Here is a 19,508-nt window from a genome sequence, read left to right on the forward strand (position 1 = left end):
TTAAAACTTGAAGATGGTCTCAAGCCGTACGCGCGGCGCGGCGCGGCGGTCGGCGGCGCTTTCGGGCGCCCGGGCCGGGTCGACTTCAGGCGAGGCCAGGTTCGCGGCGGCGCCGACGCGCAGGCGCGGGCTGAGGCGGTAATAGGCCCCGGCCTCGACATCGCCCCAGTCGGCTTCGCGGCCGACCGGCTGGTTCAGGTTGAAGTTCAGACCCCAGCGGCCGTTCTCGTTCCAGCGCAGGCCGCGACGCTGGGCCGGGGTTGTAGGCGTGGTCGAGGACTGGGCGGCGATATCGCTGAGATTGACGGAGGGGGTGCGGGCTCGCGTCTGAGCCGAGGCGTCGTTCGTCATCCCGGCCAAGGCCAGGGCGCCCACGCATCCAGCGATGACGGCGACGAAACGCATTCCACCTACCCAAAAGACCGACTTGAGCCGCCGATCCGTTATTGACGAGCCGGAACCATCCGACCTGGGGATAAGATATGGACTCGAGCCTCGCGGTCAACGCATGGAAGCCAAGCGATCACGGTTAGAGGCGACTCCGGCGGCCCCTGTGGCGCCTGCGTCACGCCGTTCCGACCTTTTGCCGTCGATATTGGCGGCGAGGAACGCCGGTTCGCCTTGTCATAGCCCCTTTTCAGCGTGTTATAGAGCGTCGCTGCGGCGCGTGCGCGCGCGGTCTCTTTCGATGATCGCCCCTCGGGGGGCCCTCGGAAGCGCCCGGCGTACGTCGTCCACCCCTTTACGGAGACTATGGAATGGCTCTTGTTCGCGGCGCTGCGGTCGCCCTGATCGCCTCGGGACTGCTGCTCGGCGGCTGCTCCAGCCTGCCCTTCGTCGGCGGCGGCTCCAAGGCCAAGGCGCCCAGCATGGAAGCCCAGCTGGGCATCGGCGTGAACGCCTATCTGTGGCGCGCCACCCTGGACACCCTGTCCTTCATGCCTCTGGCCAGCGCCGACCCCTGGGGCGGCGTGGTGAACTATGACTGGTACGTCAATCCGCAGACGCCGAATGAGCGTTTCAAGGCGACCGTCTTCATCCTGGATCGCCGTCTGCGCGCCGACGCCCTCAACGTCGCCGTGACCAAGGAAGTCAAGGACGCCTCGGGCGCCTGGGTCTCGGCTCCGGTCGCGGCCCAGACCGAAACCGATCTAGAGAACGCCATCCTGACCAAGGCGCGCCAGCTCAACCTCGCCAACGCGGCCCGTCGCTAAGGACCGGCCGCGCCTCACCTTTCGTCTCAAATGCGTCCTCAGGCCCGCCTCAAGCTTTGCGCCTGAGGCGCCGCCTCAGGATACGCCGTGGCCCGTTACGAGCCTAAGACCGCCGAACCCCGCCAACAGGCCCGATGGGCCGAGGCCGACGCCTTTTCGGTGTCCAACGCCGACACCGGCCGCCCGAAATACTACGTCCTGGAGATGTTCCCCTATCCGTCGGGCAACATCCACATGGGCCACGCCCGCAACTATGTGATGGGCGATGTGGTGGCGCGCTGGAAGCGGGCCAGCGGCTATGACGTGCTGCACCCGATGGGCTGGGACGCCTTCGGCATGCCGGCCGAGAACGCGGCGATGGAGCGCGGCGTCCACCCCGGCGACTGGACCTGGTCCAACATCGCGACGATGCGCGACCAGCTGAAGCTGCTGGGCCTGTCATTGGACTGGAGCCGCGAGTTCGCCACCTGCGACCCCGAATACTATGGCAAACAGCAGGAATGGTTCCTCGAACTGTTCAAGCGGGGCCTGGTCTATCGCAAGGACGGCGTGGTCAACTGGGACCCGGTCGACAACACCGTCCTGGCCAATGAGCAGGTCATTGACGGGCGCGGCTGGCGCTCGGGCGCCGTGGTCGAAAAACGCAAGCTGAACCAGTGGTTCCTGCGCATTACTCAGTATGCGGATGATCTGATCGACGGCCTGGCCGAGCTTGAAGGCCGCTGGCCGGAAAAAGTCCGCCTGATGCAGGAAAACTGGATCGGCCGATCCAAGGGCCTGCAGATGAAATGGGCCTGGGCGGGCGCCGCTCCGGCTGGTTTCGATGACGGACTGGAGATCTACACCACCCGCCCGGACACCTTGTTCGGCGCCAGCTTCATGGGTCTGGCCCCGGATCATCCGATCTCGAAGCAACTGGCCGAGGCCGACCCCAAGGTCGCCGCCTTCGTCGCCGAATGCCGCAAGGGCGGCGCCAGCCAGGCCGACATCGAACAGGCCGAGAAGATCGGCTGGGATACGGGCCTCAAGGTCATTCACCCCTTCACCGGCGCCGAGGTTTCGGTGTGGATCGCCAACTTCATTCTGTCCGACTACGGAACGGGCGCCATTTTCGCCTGCCCGGCGCATGACCAGCGCGATCTGGACTTCGCCCGCAAATACGATCTGCCGGTGATCCCGGTCGTCCGCCCCGAAGGCGCGGGCGACGACTTCGCCGTGGCCGACGAGGCCTATACCGGCCCCGGCTCCATCTTCCATTCCGACTTTCTGAACGGTCTGGACATCGAGACCGCCAAGGCCGAGGCCATCCGCCGCATCGAGGCAGCCGGAACGGGCCAAGGCGCGACCATCTACCGCCTGCGCGACTGGGGCGTCAGCCGCCAGCGCTACTGGGGCTGCCCCATCCCGATCATCCACTGCGAGGCCTGCGGCGTCGTGCCGGTTCCGGCCGACCAGTTGCCGGTCGAACTGCCCAAGGACGTCACCTTCGACGTACCGGGCAACCCGCTGGACCGTCACCCGACGTGGAAACACGTCAACTGTCCGTCGTGCGGCGGCGCCGCCCGACGCGAGACGGACACGCTGGACACCTTCGTCGATTCCAGCTGGTATTTCGCCCGCTTCGCCGATCCCAAGGCGGCCGAGCCGATCAACAAGGCCGCCGCCGCCAAATGGCTGCCCGTCGATCAATATATCGGCGGCGTAGAGCACGCGGTCCTACACCTGCTCTACGCCCGCTTCATCACCCGTGCCCTGTCGGACGCCGGCCTGATGGACGTGAAGGAGCCGTTCGCGGGCCTGTTCACCCAAGGGATGGTGGTCCACGAGACCTATTTCGACGGCCATGAAGACAGCGGCAAGCCGCGCTGGGTCGAGCCGTCCGACGTGCGCATCGAGACGGTGGACGGCAAACGCGTCGCCACCCGCCTGTCCACCGGCGCCGCAGTCTCCATCGGCGACATCGAAAAGATGTCCAAGTCCAAGAAGAACGTGGTCGCGCCTCAGGACATCATCGCCGCCTATGGCGTCGACGCCGGCCGCCTGTTCATCCTGTCGGACAGCCCGCCCGAACGCGACATCCAGTGGTCGACGGGTGGCGTCGAGGGCGCCGCCCGCTTCGTTCAGCGCGTCTGGGGCGAATACGCCTCGTTCGACCCGGCTGTCCCGGCCAACGCCGATGTGGACGCCGCCCTGATCCGCGAGACGCACAAAGCCATCAAGGCCGTCAGCGAGGGCGTCGAGCACTTCCGCTTCAACTCGGCCGTCGCCAAGCTCTACGCCTTCCTGGCCACCATCCGTCAGCACGACAAGGCGGGCGCCGAGGCGAAGAAGACCGCCCTGTCCGCCCTGGCGCGGCTGATGGCGCCCTTCACCCCGCACCTGGCCGAGGAATGCTGGACCCAGCTGGGCGAGGCGGGAATGGTTCTGGACGCGCCCTGGCCCGTCTATGACCCGGCCCTGGCCGCCGACGACCAGGTCACCCTGCCCGTCCAGATCGGCGGCAAGCGTCGCGGCGAGGTCGTCCTGCCGCGCGGTTCGGACAATGCGACGGTCGAGGCCGCCGCTCTCGCCAATCCGACCGTTCAGGCCTACCTTGCCGCCAACAACCTCAGCATCCGCAAGGTGATCGTCGTGCCCGACCGTATCGTCAATCTGGTGGCCGGATGATGCCCGGCGGGCGTCGTCTCCTGCTGGCCCTGGCCGGGACGGTTCTGCTGTCCGGTTGCGGCTTCACGCCCCTGTATGGCGATGCGGGGGTCAGCGGCGCCCTGTCGCGCATCGCCGTGACGACGCCCGACGACCGGCTGGGCTATCGTCTGCGCGAACAGCTGGAGGACGCCTTCGGGCGCGACGGCGCCCAGGCGCCGCTGTACCGTCTGGCGACCGAGGTCGAGCACAAACGCCGCCCGCTGGGCCGCCGCATCGACGACACGGCCAGCCGCTATGAACTGACGGTCAGGGCCGCCTGGTCCCTGACCCCCGTAGCGGGCGGCGAAACCCTCAAGGGCGTGCAGACCACCACCATCACCTACGCCGCCGCCGACCAGCCCTACGCCGCCATCGCCGCCCAACAGGACGGCGAGGACCGCGCCGCCGCCGATCTGGCGCGCCTGATCCGCCTGGACATGATGCGCGTCCTGGCGGGGCGTTGAAGGCCGCCGCATGATCCTGTCCCGGCGGCCCGACGTCGACCGCTTCCTCAAGGCGCCGGACGCCGGCGTCCGCGCCGCCGTCATCCACGGCAAGGACCGCTCGGGCGTGACCGAACGCGCCCTGACGCTGTGCAGGACGATCACGCCGGATCTGAACGACCCCTTCAACGTCACCCTGCTGACCGAAACCGACATCGACAGCGATCCCGTCCGGCTGGAAGAGGCCCTGACGGCGCTGAGCATGATCGGCGGGCGGCGTCTGGTGCGGGTGCGCATGGGCGACGCCAAGGGCGGCGTCGACAAGGCCGTGGCCGCCGCCCTGAGCGCCCACGCCGAGGGCGCCTACAACCCCGACGCCATGCTGGTGATCGAGGCCGGGGCGCTGGGTCGCGAATCGGCCCTGCGCAAGGCCGCCGAAAAGGCCCAGGGCGCGGTGGCCATCGCCTGTTATGAGGATGAGGTCGGCGACGTCGCCCGCATGACGCGCGAGGCCCTCGGCGCCGATAAGGTGGGCCTGACCTCGGACGCCCTGGACCGCTTCGTCGCCCGACTGCCCCGCGAGCGCGGCCTGATGCGTCAGGAGATCGAACGGCTGATCCTCTACATCGGCCCCGGCTCGGGCCGCACTATCGACGTGGAGGAGCTGGACGCCCACCTCGGGGTCGAACCCGACGCCTCACTGTCCGACGCCGCCTTACAGGCCTTCGGCGGCCGTCCCGCCCCCGCCCAGGCGGGCCTGCGCCGCGCGTTGGCCGAGGGCGAAAGCGCCGTCATGGCTGTGCGCATGACCTCGCTTCATCTCGGAAAGCTGCGCCGGATCAATATTCTGCAGGCCAACGGCGCCGGCGCCAAAGAAGCCGCCAAGGCCGCAGGCGTCTTCTGGAAACAGGAGGCGGAAATGCTGCGCCAGGCGCGCGGCTGGCGGCTCGAACTGCTCGACGAGGTGCAGGACAGCGTCAACACCGCCGACGTCATGACCAAAACCACAGGCATGCCCGAGGCCCTGATCGCCGAACGCCTGCTGCTGGAGATCGCCGCCCGCGCCAAACGCATGGGGCTATGACGCGCTCGCTCTCTCACATTTCTGGGTCATGGGCGTGCCCCCATCATGAGGCCAGAAAGAGGCCTCAGTCCATGCATCAGCCAGTCCTCCCTAGGGCCCTTAGGGGCTACCGATCACGTCAGACACGCAGTATTGACAGAAACGTATATAAGCGTTTCCTATAGGGAGGATCGGTCCTCGATCATTGATCGGATCATCCGGCGCGCTCCCACCTGCTGGCGTGTCGGCCCCGCTCTCATCCCCGACTTGCCCGTCCCGGCTCAGCCCTGGACGGGCTTTTTTTCGCTCAGTTGCTCAACCGCGCATCAGACGCCGGCACAGGTCGTCGAGTTGCTCCAAAGTGCCGTATTTGACGGTGATCTCGCCCTTGCCGCCCTTGTCGGCCAGCGACACCTTCAGACCCAGAGCGTCAGACAGATCCTGCTCCAGGGCGGCGATGTCGGCCGCGCCCTCCCCGTTCGGCATGGGCCGGGCCTTGGGCGTTTTCGGTCCCTCGGCCGAACGACGGGCCAGCGCCTCGGTCTGGCGAACGTTCAGGCCCTTGGCGATGACCTCAGCCGCCAGTTGTTCGGCGTTCGGCGCCGTGATCAGGGCGCGCGCGTGCCCCGCCGACAGTTCGCCGCGCACCACATGGTCGCGCACCGCCTCGGGCAGTTGCAGCAGGCGCAGGGTGTTGGCCACGTGGCTGCGGCTCTTGCCCACGACCCCAGCCAGGGCGTCCTGGGTACGGCCGAAACGCTCCATCAGGACGGCGTAGGCGTTGGCCTCTTCCATCGGGTTCAGATCGGCGCGCTGGACGTTCTCGATGACGCCGACTTCCAGCACCTCGATGTCGTCCATCTCGCGCACGACGATCGGCACCTGAGTAAGGCGGGCGGCCTGGGCGGCGCGCCAGCGGCGTTCTCCGGCGATGATCTGCCACACGCCCGCTTCCCCCGGCTGCGACCGCACGAGGATGGGTTGCAGGACGCCCTTGTCGCGGATCGACGCCGTCAGCTCGTCCAGATCGGTCTTGGCGAAGATCTTGCGCGGCTGATCCGGGTTGGGTTTCAGCGCCTCGATCGGGGCGCGTTGCACGCCAGCGGGAGCCGGACCGGCCGCATCGACAGCGACCGCTTCCTGCGCGTTTTCACCCAAGAGCGCCGAGAGACCCCGGCCCAGACCACGCTGACGTTCGGACAAGATGCTGTTTCCGTTTACTTATCAGGTTAATCAGGCCGCGACGGCCTGACGACGTTGGCGCTCGCGCGCCACCAGTTCACGCGCCAGCTTCAGATAGGCCTGACTGCCCGCGCACTTCAGATCATAGATCAGAGCCGGTTTGCCGAACGACGGCGCCTCGGACACCCGCACATTCCGGGGAATGACGCTGTCATAGACCTTGTCGCCGAAGTGGGCGCGCACATCGGCCGCCACCTGGCCCGACAGGGCGTTGCGGCGGTCATACATGGTCAGGACCAGACCCTGAATCTCCAGCGCGGGGTTCAGGCTCTGACGAACCATGTCGATCGTCCGCATCAGCTGGGTCAGACCTTCCAAGGCGAAGAATTCGCACTGCAGCGGCACCAGAACGGCGTCTGCCGCCGCCATGGCGTTCAACGTCAACAAGTTCAGCGACGGCGGGCAGTCGATCAAGACATAGTCATACCGGGAATGACCATTGCCCCCCTGCTTCGCCAGGGCGTCGCGCAGACGATAGGAGCGCCGATCCGCCTGGCTCAACTCGATTTCGACCCCCGACATGTCCGGGTCAGCGGCGACGATAAACAGGCCCGGCACGGCGGTCTCGATCGCCGCCTCATCAACAGGCCGTCCGTCGACGATGACGTCATAGATGGTCACCCGTCGTGTTTCACGTGGAACACCCAGTCCGGTGGAGGCATTGCCCTGCGGGTCCATGTCCACGATCAGCACTTTTTCGCCAATTGCAGCCAGAGCCGTGCCGAGGTTGATGGCGGTCGTGGTCTTGCCCACTCCGCCCTTCTGGTTTGAGACCGCCAGAACTCGGGTGTCACGAGAAGCAGACGACTTTACGGACTCAACGGACACGGCGAAGGCCCCCCAGTGAAACGATGCGGCCGCGCGGATCGCTGCGCGAGACGGTAAGCTCAGCTTCAAACTGCCAGACCCGACGGGCCTCTTTCAACTCAGCCTCGGCCTTCTCTCCCTTGAGGAACAGGCCTTTTGCACCGCGCTGGAAGTAGGGCTGTGCATAACCCAGTAGTTTCTCCATCGCCGCCACCGCTCGTGCTGTGACGACGTCGACCGTGATCGACTGTTCCTCGGCCCGCCCGTTGACCACGGTCGCGGGCAGGTCGAGCGCATCGACAATCGTCTGAAGAAAGCGGCAGCGCTTGCCAAGGCTGTCCACCAGCCAAACATGGGCCCCGGGCCGTCCCTTCAAAAGGATGGCCAGAACAACGCCGGGAAAGCCGGCCCCCGCGCCCAGGTCGGCCCAGGTCTTCGCCTCCGGCGCCAGGTCCAGAAGCTGGGCGCTGTCCCAGGCGTGGCGGTTCCAGAAATCGGGAATGGTGTCCGGCCCGACCAGGTTCATCACCTCATTGGCCTCGGTCAGCATGGCCAGAAAGGTCGTCAGGTCGGCGATGTTGGCGTCACTGGCCCCGGTCTGGGCGCGAAAGGCGTCGATGGCGTCCGACATCAGGCGACGACCGCCGCGAGATCTGCTTCCACGCCCTTCACCTTCTTCACATGAGCCAAAAGCGCCGTCAGGGCGCCCGGCGTCATGCCTTCAATACGGCCAGCCTGCCCCAGCGTCAGGGGACGGATCATGGACAGCTTCTCGCGCACTTCGTTCGACAAAGCCCCGATGGCCGCGTAATCGAGGTCGGCCGGCAGCGACAGTCCCTCCTCCCGTCGCAGCGCCTCGGCGTCCTGGGCCTGACGGTCCAGATAGCCGGCGTAGACGGCGTCGATCTCGACCTGTTCGCTCACCGCAGCGGACCAGTCTGCGATTTCGGGGCGGATCGCAATGAACTGATCCAGCGTCACGTTCGGGAAGGCCAGCAGGTCGCGGATCGAGCGACGCTGACCATCGGCGTTGACCGTGATACCCAGCGCCCCCGCCTCCTTGGGCGTGAACAGCGTTTCACGTGAAACACGATTGGCTGCGTCCAGAAGATCCGCCTTCTCCAGCCAGACCTTCGCCCGCTCTGCGCCGACGATACCCGCTTCAATTCCGATCGGCGTCAGCCGCTGATCAGCGTTGTCGGCGCGCAGGGTCAGACGATACTCGGCACGGCTGGTGAACATGCGATAGGGTTCGGTAACGCCGCGCGTCACCAGGTCGTCGATCATCACGCCGATATAGGCCTGATCGCGGCCGAGGATCAGCGGATCAGAACCGGCGGCTGCGCGGGCGGCGTTCAGGCCGGCGATCAGCCCTTGCGCGCCCGCCTCCTCATAGCCGGTCGTACCGTTGATCTGGCCCGCCAGATACAGGCCGGGTCGCTTCTTGACCTCCAGCGCCGGTGTCAGCTCACGCGGATCGACATAGTCGTATTCGATGGCGTAGCCGAAACGGAAAACCTCGACCTTCTCCAGGCCCGGCATGGTGTGAAGGAAGGCCAGCTGCGTCGCATCGGACACCGAGGTCGAAATCCCGTTCGGATAGACGCTGGGATCATCCAGACCTTCCGGCTCCAGGAAAACCTGATGGCTGGTCTTGTCGGCGAACCGCACAACCTTGTCCTCGATCGAGGGGCAGTAGCGCGGGCCACGACCCGAAAGCCGCCCGCCATATACGGCGCTTTCGCCGAGGTTGTCGGCGATGATGCGATGCGTCTCTTCGGTCGTATGGGTGACGCCGCAGGAGATCTGCGGCACCTCGATACCGCCCGTCATGAAGCTGAAGGGGACGGGCTGATCGTCCGCCGCCTGCATCTCCAGTCGGTCCCAGGCGATGGTGCGACCGTCCAGGCGCGCGGGCGTGCCGGTTTTCAGCCGCCCCATCATTAGCTCCGCGACATGCAGGTCGCCGGCCAGGCCCGTCGATGGATCCTCGCCATAGCGCCCGGCCGGGATGCGCAGATCGCCACGATGGATGACGCCGTTGAGGAAGGTGCCGGTCGTCAACACGACTGCCCCGGCGCGGATCGCTTCCGCTGCCCCGGTCTTCACGCCGACGACGCGATCGCCGTTCAGTATCAGGCCCTCAGCCGTGCCCGCCATCAGGGTCAGGTTTGGATAGTCCGCCAACTCCGCCTGCATGGCCTCGCGGTACAGACGGCGGTCGATCTGGCTGCGGGGGCCGCGCACGGCGGCGCCCTTGGAGCGGTTCAGCATCCGGAACTGGATGCCCGAGACATCGGCCAGACGGCCCATTACGCCGTCCAGGGCGTCGATCTCGCGCACAAGATGGCCCTTGCCCAGGCCGCCAATGGCCGGGTTGCAGCTCATCTCGCCTATAGTCTCAAGCTTCTGGGTCAGAAGCAGGGTGCGGGCGCCCGCGCGCGCGGCGGCCGTCGCGGCCTCGCAACCGGCGTGGCCGCCGCCAATGACGACGACATCAAAGGTATGATCGGGGATCGAACTCATGGCGTCCACATAGTCCATCCGGGCCGGAATCGCCACCGGCTCGAGAACGGTTGTTTCACGTGAAACAGGTGAAAGCCCGGCCTATTTGCCGATACAGAAGGAAGAGAAGACCTCGCCCAGGATATCCTCGACGCCAATAGCCCCGGTGACGCGGGCCAGGGCGTCGGCAGCGCGTCGTAGATCATCGCCCGCCATCTCCGGCGCCAGGTCTAGCGCACGACGCCCCGCTTCAACGCCAGCCAGAGCTTCCGCCAGGCGACGACGATGGCGTTCGCGGGTCACGGTGGGGAAGTCGGCGCCGGACAGGTCTCGCGCCAGGCGAGCGGCGATCCAGTCATGCAGTTCAGACAGCCCCTGCCCCGTCATCGTGCTGACGCTCAAGGCTTCGAGATCCGGCGCCGACGCCACCGCGCCCAGGTCAGCCTTGTTCAGCACCTGAAGATCGGCCGGACGCACGAAGGCTGCGGCGGGGTCCTCGGCCCCGTCGATGGAGGGTGAGCGGACCCACAGACGTAGGTCGGCGCCCTCGGCGCGCACACGGGCGCGGCGGATGCCCTCGGCCTCGACCGGCTCGTCGCTGTCGCGCAGACCGGCCGTGTCCGACAGGGTGACGGCGTAACCGCCGATCATGATGTCTGCATCCAGCACGTCGCGCGTCGTTCCAGCGATCGGCGTCACGATGGCCGCCTCCCGCGCGACAAGAGCGTTGAACAGCGACGACTTACCCGCGTTGGTCTCGCCGATCAGAACGATGCGATAGCCCTCGCGCACCCGCCGCCCGCGATCGGAATCGGCCAGCGCCGCGCGAAGATCGGTCGCCAGAGCGTCCAGCACCGGCCCGGCCGTACGCGCCAGATTGTCAGGCACTTCCTCGTCGGGGAAATCGATCTCGGCCTCGACCAGCGACAGAGCCTTCAACAGGTCGCGGCGAAATCCGGCGTAGGCGGCGGACAGGGCGCCGTCTAGTTGGCCCAGGGCCTGAGATTTCTGGGCTTCGGTTTCAGCGTCGATGAGGTCGGCGACGGCCTCGGCCTGCGCCAGGTCCATGCGCCCGTTCTGGAAAGCGCGGCGGGTGAACTCGCCCGGGTCCGCCGGACGCAAGCCGAGGGCGATCAGAGCGGTGCTGGCCGCCTCGACCACGGCGCGCCCGCCGTGCAAGTGCAGCTCGGCCGAGTCCTCGCCCGTGTAGGAACGCGGGGCGATGAAGCGCAACACCAGGGCTTCGTCAATCAAGCGGCCGTCGTGGCGCAGGCTGCGCACCGAGGCCAGACGCGGGGCAAGCCCCCCTGCCCCCAGCGCCGTCAAAGCCGTCTCCGTGGCCGGCCCTGACAGTCGAAGCACCGCGATGGCGCCCCGCCCCGGCGGGGTGGCTAGGGCAAAAATAGTGTCGCTCACGTCGTCAGGCCCACGTCGTCAGAGTCAGGGCTTGGCCGCGCCCGTGACGGCGGCTTCCATCAGGCGGCGGAACTGGTCCTGGGCCTGAACGCCGAAGCTGGTCCAGGTCTTCATCAGTTCGTCGGGCTGCATGGCGGCCATGTTGGCGTCCATGCGCTTCTGCATCTCGGCCACCAGATGATCGTTGAGCGGCGTCACGTCCGGCAGACCCAGAAAGGCGCGGGCCTCCGCCGGGGTGCAGTCGATTTCGATGTTCAGCTTCATAACGCCCTCACTTGTTTCACGTGAAACACGCCCTCAAGCAGCCGCCCGCCGCGCGGGCGGCGCTAGGGCAGGAATTATGTGTTCATCGACTGGAAGAAGTCGCCGTTGTTCTTGGACTGGCGCAGTTTGTCGAGCAGGAACTCGATCGCGTCCTGCGGGCCCATAGGGTTGAGGATGCGGCGCAGGACATAGGTCTTGGCCAGCTGATCCTTCGGCGTGATGAGGTCTTCCTTGCGGGTGCCGGACTTGAGTACGTCGATGGCCGGGAAGATGCGCTTGTCGGCGACCTTGCGGTCCAGCACGATTTCCGAGTTGCCGGTACCCTTGAACTCTTCGAAGATCACCTCGTCCATGCGGCTGCCCGTGTCGATCAGGGCCGTGGCGATGATGGTCAGCGAGCCGCCCTGCTCCACATTGCGCGCGGCGCCGAAGAAGCGCTTGGGCCGCTGCAGGGCGTTGGCATCGACGCCGCCCGTCAGCACCTTGCCCGACGAGGGGACGGTGGCGTTGTAGGCGCGGCCCAGGCGGGTGATGGAGTCCAGCAGGATCACCACGTCCTTCTTGTGCTCGACCAGGCGTTTGGCCTTTTCAATCACCATTTCGGCCACGGCGACGTGGCGCGAGGCGGGCTCGTCGAAGGTCGAGGCGACGACCTCGCCCTTCACCGTGCGCTGCATGTCGGTGACTTCTTCGGGGCGTTCGTCGATCAGCAGGACGATCAGGAAGACTTCGGGGTGGTTGCGCTCGATCGACTTGGCGATGTTCTGCAGCATCACCGTCTTACCCACGCGGGGCGGGGCGACGATCAGGCAGCGCTGGCCCTTGCCGAGCGGGGCGACGATGTCGATGACCCGGCCCGAGCGGTCTTTCAGCGTCGGGTCCTGGATTTCCATGTGCAGACGCTCTTCGGGATAGAGCGGCGTCAGGTTGTCGAACAGGACCTTGGTCTTGACCATCTCCGGATCTTCGAAGTTGATCGTGTCGACCTTGAGCAGGGCGAAATAGCGCTCGCCCTCGCGCGGGCCGCGCACGGCGCCGTGCACCGTGTCGCCCGAACGCAGGCCGAAGCGGCGAATCTGCGACGGCGAGACATAGACGTCGTCCGGACCCGGCAGGTAGTTAGCGTCGGGGCTGCGCAGGAAGCCGAACCCGTCCGGCAGGATCTCCAGCACGCCCGATGCGATGATCTCGACCTCTTCGTCGGCCAGGGTCTTGAGGATGGCGAACAGCAGGTCCTGCTTGCGCAGGTTGCCGGCGTTCTCGATGTCCAGACCTTCGGCGAAGGCGACCAGGTCTTCCGGCGTCTTCTCGTTCAGTTCCTGAAGCGTGATGCGGCCGTTGGGAACGATGGGCTCGCCGTCGTCGTCCTCATCGTCATCTTCCGCCGTGGTGTCGACGCCGTGATCGTCATCGTCGGAGGCGGGGTGAACGGCGACTTCAGGCTCGGCCTCCTCGACCGGCGCCGCCGTGCGGCTGCCGCCCAGGCTCAGAGTGCGACGCGGCCGCTCAACAGGCGTTTCCGCTGCGTTTTCAGTGACTTCGATTTCCGGCGTGTCAGGCGTATCGGTCATGATGGCGTGCTCGTTCGCGCGCCCGGACGCGGCAAGGCGGCCAGGGGCAGAAAGGTCGTAATGGCTTCAGCCGCAGGGGCTGGGAGGGAGGGCGACGGGCTCCCGCAGGGTCAAACCGGCAGGCGTCGCAAAAGAGAGGGACCGCGCTGCACGGATCGGCCGCACGGTTCACCGAAGCGGAACCACGAAAGACCCATGCGGGTCAAGGCCCTCAAGCAACGCGCGACCGCGTCGCTCGCGTCAGGGCTCTCAGAAACTCCACTCCATCGTCACCGACAGCACCATGATGATGGCCAGGACGAACGGAATCTCATTGGTCATGCGCCAGAAACGACCGGAGTATTTCGACGTGCCCGCCGCGATCTTCTTGCGCTGCCCCGCCAGAAAGCCGTGCCAACCGGCCAGCAGGAAGACGCCAATCAGCTTGGTCATCATCCACGGCTGATGGGCGAAGGACCAGTCGGCGCCGTCGCCGCTGCGCAGCCACAACAGCCAGCCGCCGAAGATGAAGGCCAGGATCATCGCCGGGTTGATGATGATGCGCAGCAGCCGCGTCTGCCAGACGCGCAGCAAGGCCTGCATCTCGCCGCGCAGAGGTTCAGGCTTGGCGTTCTGCTCGGCGTCATAGGCGAACAGACGCGGCAGGAAGAGCATTCCCGCCATCCAGGCGATCACGGCCAGAATGTGAAGCCCGCGGGCCAGGTTGTAATAGTCCATGTCGATCCCCTCAGGCCGCCCTAGAGCCCTTTGAACAGCCGGACGGGCAGGCTTTCAAGTGGGCGCATGGTCCACCCAGAGAAGCGCCCTGCGGCGCCGTCCCCGACGTCTCCAGCGCCCGCCCGACCGCATCGGCCAGGGCGGTGATGAAAACCGGGTCGGCGCTGACCGTCGGCGCGCGCAGATAAGGGGCGCAACCGACCTTATGGGCCAGTTCGCCGTATTCCATGTCCAGTTCGACCAGGGTCTCGATGTGTTCTGAGACGAAGGCGATCGGCACCACCAGCGCGCCCATGCCGTCTCTGGCCGCCTGTTCGATGGCGTCAGGGGTGGCGGGGCCCAGCCATTTCAGCGGACCGACCCGGCTCTGGTAGCAGATGGCCCAATCGGTCAGGCCCATGCGCTCGACCACGGCGGCCACAGTCGCCTCAACCTGGGCCTGATAGGGATCGCCGGCCGCGACCAGTTTCTCGGGGATGCCGTGGGCCGAGAACAGCACCCGAACCGGCTTGCCTTGCGCCTTGTCCAACGTCTGCTGGATCAGGCGGACCTGGGCCTCGATCAGTCCCTCCGCGTCGGGATAGCAGCAGACGACGTGGGTCTCGCCGGGGCCGTCGTAGCACTCGGTCCACTTTTTCAGCGACGAGGCCGTCGTAGTGGTCGAGAACTGCGGATAGAGGGGCAGAAGGATGATCTGGTCGGGCTGGAAGGCCTTGACCGCCGCCGCCGTCTCTTCCGTCAGGGGATGCCAGTATCGCATGGCGATGAAGACCCGGCTGTCGTCGCCCGGCGAAGCGTTCGCCAGGGCGCGCGACAGGGCCTCGGCCTGTTTCTGCGTCTCGGGCAACAAGGGCGAGCCGCCGCCCATCAGGGCGTAGTTGGCCTGGGCCGAGGTCTCGCGACGGCTGGAGATCAGCTTGGCCAGCGGCGTGCGGAAAATCCCCGGCAGGCCGATGATGGCCGGATCGTTGAACAGGTTGAACAGGAAGGGTTTGACCGCTTCGGGACGATCAGGACCGCCCAGATTGGTCAGGACGACCGCCACGCGCCGGTTGGGCCGTTCCTTCAGCTTCGTGGCGGTCTGGCTCATTGGGCGCCGATCCGCTTCAGAACCTGCTCGACATGGGCGATCGGCACGTCCGGCAGGATGCCGTGGCCCAGGTTGAAGATCCACGGCCCCTGGCCCCAGGCCTCCATCAGCTGATCGACGCGGCGGTCCAGCGCCTCGCCGCCTGCGCGCAGCAGCAGAGGGTCCAGCGCGCCCTGGATGGGTTTGATCTTCTGCACGCGCTGGCCGACTTCCAGCGGACAGGCGGTGTCCAGCGCCACGCCCTGCACCTCGCATTCGCGCGCATAGCGTTCAGCCAGGGCCGCCGAGCCTCTCGGGAAGCCGATCAGGGGCACGGTGACGCCCAGTTCGCGGGCGCGGGCCACCAGCTTCTGATGCGGCTTCAGCACCAGACTTTCGAACAGATCGTCGGGAAGGCCCTCGGCCCAGCTCTCGAAGATCTTCAGCACCTGGGCGCCGGCGTCCTGCTGCATCTTCAGATAGTGGGCGGTGGACTCCACCAGCACGTCCAGCAGGCCGTAGACGATCTCGGGCTGGGTATAGGCGTAGGTCCGCGCCAGACCGCGCTCGCCCTTGCCCATCGTCCGGTGCTCGCCGTCCAGCATATAGGTCGCCACGGTCCAGGGCGCGCCCGCAAAGCCGATCAGGGCGCGTTCAGGCTCCAGTTCCGCGCGCACCAGGCTGAGCGTCTGGCCCACGGCCTTGAGGGCTTCTCCAGCCTGCTGAGCCTTGTCGGCCATCGACTGCACCGACGGCAGGGCGCCCAGACGCGGCCCCTCCCCCGCCTCGAACCACACCTTCTGCCCCAGGGCGCCGGGGATCAGCAGGATGTCGGCGAAGACGATGGCGGCGTCGAAGCCGAAACGGCGCATCGGCTGCAGGGTCGCCTCCGCCGCCATCTCCGGGTTCAGGCAGAAGGCGATGAAGTCCGGCGCCTGGGCCCGCAAGGCCCGGTACTCCGGCAGGTAGCGCCCAGCTTGACGCATGAACCACACGGGCGGGCGGGAAAGGGTTTGGCCCTGGAGAGCCTGGATCAGAAGGGGCGTGCTCATGTCTTGGGCTTTAGGATGCACACCCCCAAGCCTCAATCCCTATTCAGATTTAAGAATTGAAAGAATTAGAGGTTGGAAGCAGGCCCGGGGAGCGCGGGGATAACCCTGGCCCGTCCCGGTCGGACTCCCTCTTGTCCCCGTTTCGCGGCGAACGAATCCGCGCAGTCGCCAGCGGGGGTGTGAGTCATGGGGATAAGCCGTGAAACACCCGCGGGACTCGGGTTTGCCTCTGGGCGCCGTTGTGGGTGAATCCACGGGCGCCGAATTTGGACAGGCGCTCCTGCCCACAGCATGGGATGAAACCTCGGCGCCCAGGCGGACGACTCCGGCGCCGATCATGGCAACGGCGCCCGCGATCCCCGCTCGCGACCGACGACGGGGCTTGCTACAGGATTCGGCGCCCGGTCTTTCACGAACGGCGCCCCGGCTTTTCAACAGGGCGCGGGGATGATCCGACCGTCGCCCAGAAGGAGACGCCGTCCTCATGAGCCCTGCCCGTCCTCCCGGCGCTTCGCGTCTGGCCACCTATTTTCATGTTCATCTCGTCTCGGATTCGACGGGCGAGACGTTGAACGCGATGGCCAAGGCGGTGATCGCCCGGTTCGACGGCGTCATTCCCATCGAGCACATCTACGCCCTGGTGCGGTCCAACAAGCAGATGGAGCGGGTGCTGGAAGAAATCGCCGCGGCGCCCGGCGTGGTTCTGCATACGCTGGTCGATCGGGAACTGCGTGAACAGCTGGAGGAAGGCTGTCGGCGGCTGAACATGCCGCAGATCGGGGCGCTGGACCCGCTGGTGGGCGCCCTGTCGCGCTATCTTGGGGCGGACGTTTCGGCGCGGGTGGGCGCCCAGCACGCTCTGGATACCGGCTATTTCAACCGGATGAGCGCGCTGGACTACGCCATCGCCCACGATGACGGACAAGGAACGCTAGAGCAGCTGGAACAGGCCGATGTCGTCCTGTGCGGCGTCAGCCGGACATCCAAGACGCCGACCTGCATCTATCTGGCTCACCGGGGCATCAGGGCGGCCAATGTGCCGCTGGTTCCGGGTCAGGAAGACGGCGAGCGGCTGACGGCGCTGAAGAACCCGCTGGTGGTCGGCCTGACCGTCTCGCCGGACCGTCTGGTGCAGATCCGCCGCAATCGCCTGGACGGGCTGAACGCAGGCCACGCCTCGGCCTATGTCGACCATGACTCCGTTCGTGAAGAGACCATCAAGGCGCGTCGCGCCTTTGAACGGCGCGGCTGGCCGACCATCGACGTGACCCGTCGCTCGGTCGAGGAGACGGCCGCCGCCATCATCAACCTGTTGAGCGAGCGGCGCAGCCGCAGGCTGGGAGCGCCGATGTGACCGAGGCCCCTAACGAACGGTTGATCCTGGCCTCCAAGAGCGCCGCCCGACGCGCCATGCTGGAAAACGCTGGCGTGCCCTTCGTCGTCCAGGTCGCTGATGTGGACGAAGACGCGCTGAAGACGCCGGGCGTCGATCCGGCTGAGCTGGCGGTGGAACTGGCCCGGGCCAAGGCGCTGGCGGTGTCGCGCCATGATCCCGAGGCCTGGGTGCTGGGGGCGGACCAGACTTTGGCTTTTGACGGCGGGCTGGTGTCCAAGGCGCCGACCTTGGGTGCGGCGCGCGCGCGCCTGGCGGCCATGCGGGGCCGCTCGCATCAGCTGCATTCAGGCGCGGCTCTGGCGCACAAGGGCCAGGTTGTGTGGAGCGGGCTGGATACAGCCGAAATGAAGGTCCGCGCCTTCTCCGACGCCTTTCTGGACGCCTATCTGACGGTGGAAGGCGAAGGCCTGCTGGCCTGCGTCGGCTCCTACCGGCTTGAGGGGATGGGGGCGCAACTTTTCGACGCCGTGCACGGCGACTATTTCACTGTTCTCGGATTGCCGTTATGGCCCGTCCTCACAGAGTTGAGGCGTGCGGGGATTATTGCGTCATGAAGATAGAAACGGAACCGGCGATCCGTCAGGCGCGCATCACGGGGCGGGTCCGTCTGGGCGGGGTCGTGGGCAATCCGATCGGTCATTCCCTGAGTCCGGTGCTGCATAACGCCTGGCTGGAAGCGGGAGCGGTCGACGGCTCCTATGTCGCCTTTCAGCCGAAGGACCCCAATGGTTTCCGCACCCTGGTCGCCGCCGGGCGGGCGGGCCTGATCCATGGACTCAACGTCACGGCGCCGTTCAAGGAGCAGGCCTTCGCCCTGGCTGACGACATCGCCCCGGCGGCCAAGGCGACCGGCTCAGCCAATATCCTGGTGTTTGATAACGGCCGGGTCCGGGCCGACAGCGCCGATGGGGCGGGCGTGCTCTACGCCCTGGCGGAACAGGCGCCGTCGTTTGATCTGAAGGGGGCCCATGTCGTCATGCTGGGCGCGGGCGGCGCCGCCCGCGCGGTCGCGGGCGCCCTGGTCGAGGCCGGGGCGCGCCTGTCGATCCTGAACCGCACGCGCAGCCGCGCCGAGGCTCTGGCCGCCGACCTGGGCGCGGGGGTGACGGTCGCCGAAGACGAAGGCGCGCTGGCTGGGGCTGATCTGGTCATCAACGCCCTGAGCGCGCCGCCGAGCATAGACCTCGGTGTCCTGAAGCCCGACGCGGTCGTCATGGATATGACCTATAAGCCGGTGCTCACGCCCTTTTTGGCTGCGGCTCAGGCGCGAGGGCTGATCACCGTCGACGGCCTGGCCATGCTGATTGGTCAGGCGGGACCGTCGTTTGAGGCTATTTTCGGCGTCCCGCCCCCGCCGCTGGATCTGCGCGCCGTGGCTATGGCCCATTTGGCGAGCGCGACGGACATGGACGCCGCCGCATGATCGCTCTGGGGCTGACCGGCTCCATAGGCATGGGAAAATCCACGACGGCGAAGATGTTCGCTGAGGAAGGCGCGGTGGTCTGGGACGCCGACGCCGCCGTTCATCGGCTCTATGGACCGGGCGGAGCGGCCGTGGCGCCGCTGGAACAGAGCTTTCCCGGCGTGATCGTGGACGGCGCCGTAGATCGAGGTCGCCTGGCTGAGGTTCTGGGGCGCGACGAGACCGCTTTTCAGCGACTGGAAGCCATCGTCCATCCCCTGGTCGCGATGGATCGCGCACAGGCGTTGAAGGCGGCGGAGGCGCAGGGCGCGCGCCTGGCGGTCGTGGACATTCCCTTGCTGTTCGAGACGGGCGGCGACGCCGCTGTCGACGCCGTGGTGGTGGTCACCGCCGAACCCGAGGTGCAGGCCCGGCGCGTCCTGGCCCGCCCCGGCATGACGCGCGAGCGCTTCGACGCCATTCTGTCGCGCCAGACGCCGGACGCCGAAAAACGCGCGCGCGCCGACTTTCTCATCGACACGGGGCAAGGGCTGGAAGCGGCGCGCGATCAGGTGCGCCGGATCGTGGGGACAGTGCTGTCGCCGTCGTGGACGCCGCCGCGCGGCGCTCTTTCGTTCAGGAGCGAACCCCGGCATTAA

The 19,508-nt window shown here is 66.9% G+C and carries 19 protein-coding genes; 8 read left to right on the forward strand and 11 right to left on the reverse strand.

What is annotated here, in order from left to right; genetic code table 11:
* A complete protein-coding gene (locus tag D1604_RS10055; RefSeq protein WP_119413168.1) occupies window positions 1-405 on the reverse strand; it encodes an NtrZ family periplasmic regulatory protein in 405 nt (134 codons plus the stop codon).
* Window positions 406-758: 353 nt separating this feature from the next.
* Here D1604_RS10055 and D1604_RS10060 point away from each other — a divergent pair, with 353 nt between their 5' ends.
* The 4 genes from D1604_RS10060 to holA all read left to right on the forward strand — a co-directional run bounded on the left by D1604_RS10060 (window position 759) and on the right by holA (window position 5,429).
* Complete coding sequence (locus tag D1604_RS10060) at window positions 759-1,214, forward strand: DUF3576 domain-containing protein (protein ID WP_024354367.1); 456 nt, start codon at window positions 759-761, stop codon at window positions 1,212-1,214.
* Between the two features lie 87 nt (window positions 1,215-1,301).
* Entirely contained in the window at window positions 1,302-3,881 is a 2,580-nt protein-coding gene (gene leuS, locus D1604_RS10065) for a leucine--tRNA ligase (protein ID WP_119413169.1), read from the forward strand.
* Window positions 3,878-4,366 carry an LPS assembly lipoprotein LptE gene (gene lptE, locus D1604_RS10070; protein WP_119413170.1) on the forward strand — a complete coding sequence of 163 codons (489 nt, stop codon included), beginning with the start codon at window positions 3,878-3,880 and terminating at the stop codon, window positions 4,364-4,366. Before leuS ends, lptE begins: the two co-directional genes overlap by 4 nt.
* Window positions 4,367-4,376: 10 nt before the next feature.
* Window positions 4,377-5,429 (forward strand): DNA polymerase III subunit delta, encoded by a 1,053-nt coding sequence (gene holA, locus D1604_RS10075; protein ID WP_119413171.1) that lies wholly within the window; start codon window positions 4,377-4,379, stop codon window positions 5,427-5,429.
* A gap of 294 nt (window positions 5,430-5,723) precedes the next feature.
* On the opposite strand, the gene D1604_RS10080 is transcribed toward holA, so the two are convergent.
* From D1604_RS10080 to hemE, 10 genes are all read right to left on the reverse strand, one after another.
* Window positions 5,724-6,611: a ParB/RepB/Spo0J family partition protein gene (locus D1604_RS10080; RefSeq protein ID WP_119413172.1), complete on the reverse strand. Its 888-nt coding sequence runs from the start codon at window positions 6,609-6,611 to the stop codon at window positions 5,724-5,726.
* Between the two features lie 30 nt (window positions 6,612-6,641).
* The gene (locus D1604_RS10085) at window positions 6,642-7,478 is read right to left on the reverse strand and encodes a ParA family protein (protein WP_119413173.1); all 837 of its coding nucleotides are present in this window, start codon (window positions 7,476-7,478) and stop codon (window positions 6,642-6,644) included.
* Complete coding sequence (gene rsmG / locus D1604_RS10090) at window positions 7,468-8,088, reverse strand: 16S rRNA (guanine(527)-N(7))-methyltransferase RsmG (RefSeq protein ID WP_119413174.1); 621 nt, start codon at window positions 8,086-8,088, stop codon at window positions 7,468-7,470. Before rsmG ends, D1604_RS10085 begins: the two co-directional genes overlap by 11 nt.
* Window positions 8,088-10,001 (reverse strand): tRNA uridine-5-carboxymethylaminomethyl(34) synthesis enzyme MnmG, encoded by a 1,914-nt coding sequence (gene mnmG, locus D1604_RS10095; protein WP_119413175.1) that lies wholly within the window; start codon window positions 9,999-10,001, stop codon window positions 8,088-8,090. Before mnmG ends, rsmG begins: the two co-directional genes overlap by 1 nt.
* A gap of 63 nt (window positions 10,002-10,064) precedes the next feature.
* On the reverse strand, window positions 10,065-11,378 hold the full coding sequence (mnmE, locus tag D1604_RS10100; protein ID WP_119413176.1) for a tRNA uridine-5-carboxymethylaminomethyl(34) synthesis GTPase MnmE: 1,314 nt from the start codon (window positions 11,376-11,378) through the stop codon (window positions 10,065-10,067).
* A 24-nt stretch (window positions 11,379-11,402) separates the two neighbouring features.
* A complete protein-coding gene (locus tag D1604_RS10105; RefSeq protein ID WP_003166554.1) occupies window positions 11,403-11,642 on the reverse strand; it encodes a DUF6489 family protein in 240 nt (79 codons plus the stop codon).
* 74 nt (window positions 11,643-11,716) lie between these two features.
* Window positions 11,717-13,213 carry a transcription termination factor Rho gene (gene rho / locus D1604_RS10110; protein ID WP_199683751.1) on the reverse strand — a complete coding sequence of 499 codons (1,497 nt, stop codon included), beginning with the start codon at window positions 13,211-13,213 and terminating at the stop codon, window positions 11,717-11,719.
* A 249-nt stretch (window positions 13,214-13,462) separates the two neighbouring features.
* Window positions 13,463-13,930 (reverse strand): CopD family protein, encoded by a 468-nt coding sequence (locus D1604_RS10115; protein ID WP_119413177.1) that lies wholly within the window; start codon window positions 13,928-13,930, stop codon window positions 13,463-13,465.
* A 10-nt stretch (window positions 13,931-13,940) separates the two neighbouring features.
* On the reverse strand, window positions 13,941-15,020 hold the full coding sequence (gene hemH / locus D1604_RS10120) for a ferrochelatase (protein ID WP_119413178.1): 1,080 nt from the start codon (window positions 15,018-15,020) through the stop codon (window positions 13,941-13,943).
* A complete protein-coding gene (gene hemE / locus D1604_RS10125) occupies window positions 15,017-16,051 on the reverse strand; it encodes a uroporphyrinogen decarboxylase (protein WP_119413179.1) in 1,035 nt (344 codons plus the stop codon). Before hemE ends, hemH begins: the two co-directional genes overlap by 4 nt.
* Before the next feature lie 484 nt (window positions 16,052-16,535).
* On the opposite strand from hemE, the gene D1604_RS10130 reads away from it, so the two are divergent.
* Genes D1604_RS10130 through coaE form a run of 4 tightly spaced genes read left to right on the forward strand, consistent with a single transcriptional unit; the run spans window position 16,536 to window position 19,508 of the window.
* Complete coding sequence (locus tag D1604_RS10130) at window positions 16,536-17,405, forward strand: pyruvate, water dikinase regulatory protein (RefSeq protein WP_119413180.1); 870 nt, start codon at window positions 16,536-16,538, stop codon at window positions 17,403-17,405.
* On the forward strand, window positions 17,402-18,001 hold the full coding sequence (locus tag D1604_RS10135; RefSeq protein WP_119413181.1) for a Maf family protein: 600 nt from the start codon (window positions 17,402-17,404) through the stop codon (window positions 17,999-18,001). The genes D1604_RS10130 and D1604_RS10135 overlap by 4 nt, the downstream gene beginning before the upstream one ends.
* Window positions 17,998-18,870, forward strand: coding sequence for a shikimate dehydrogenase (aroE, locus tag D1604_RS10140; RefSeq protein ID WP_119413182.1), 873 nt, complete (start codon window positions 17,998-18,000; stop codon window positions 18,868-18,870). The genes D1604_RS10135 and aroE overlap by 4 nt, the downstream gene beginning before the upstream one ends.
* Window positions 18,867-19,508 carry a dephospho-CoA kinase gene (gene coaE / locus D1604_RS10145; protein ID WP_119413183.1) on the forward strand — a complete coding sequence of 214 codons (642 nt, stop codon included), beginning with the start codon at window positions 18,867-18,869 and terminating at the stop codon, window positions 19,506-19,508. The genes aroE and coaE overlap by 4 nt, the downstream gene beginning before the upstream one ends.

It is taken from the genome of Brevundimonas sp. LPMIX5 (genome assembly GCF_003576505.1).
In the GTDB taxonomy this organism is placed as follows: Bacteria; Pseudomonadota; Alphaproteobacteria; order Caulobacterales; family Caulobacteraceae; genus Brevundimonas; species Brevundimonas naejangsanensis.